This is a genomic window from Streptomyces aureocirculatus, from assembly GCF_000720475.1.
Taxonomy (GTDB): domain Bacteria; phylum Actinomycetota; class Actinomycetes; order Streptomycetales; family Streptomycetaceae; genus Streptomyces; species Streptomyces aureocirculatus.
This window is the reverse complement of sequence record NZ_JOAP01000194.1, coordinates 1-259: the sequence shown is the minus strand read 5'-3', so window position 1 is coordinate 259 and position 259 is coordinate 1. Positions and strand designations below refer to the sequence as shown.

The window sequence follows — 259 nt, the reverse complement described above, 5'->3', positions numbered from 1 at the left end:
GCCCTCGGCGCCCATGACGGCGATCTCGTTGGTGGGCCAGGCGTAGGTGAGGTCGGCGCCGATGGACTGGCTGTCCATCACGATGTACGCACCCCCGTAGGCCTTGCGCAGGATCAGCGAGATACGGGGCACGGTGGCGTTGCAGTAGGCGTACAACAGTTTCGCGCCGTGGCGGATGATGCCGCCGTGCTCCTGGTCGACACCGGGCAGGAAGCCGGGGACGTCCAGGAGGGTGAGGATCGGGATGTTGAAGGCGTCG

Annotated in this window: 1 protein-coding gene; it reads right to left on the bottom strand. The window is 66.8% G+C overall.

Annotated features, from left to right (window positions below; translation table 11 throughout):
• A partial coding sequence (locus tag IG78_RS0141330) for a carboxyl transferase domain-containing protein (RefSeq protein WP_030575097.1) occupies positions 1–259 on the bottom strand: 259 nt, incomplete at both ends.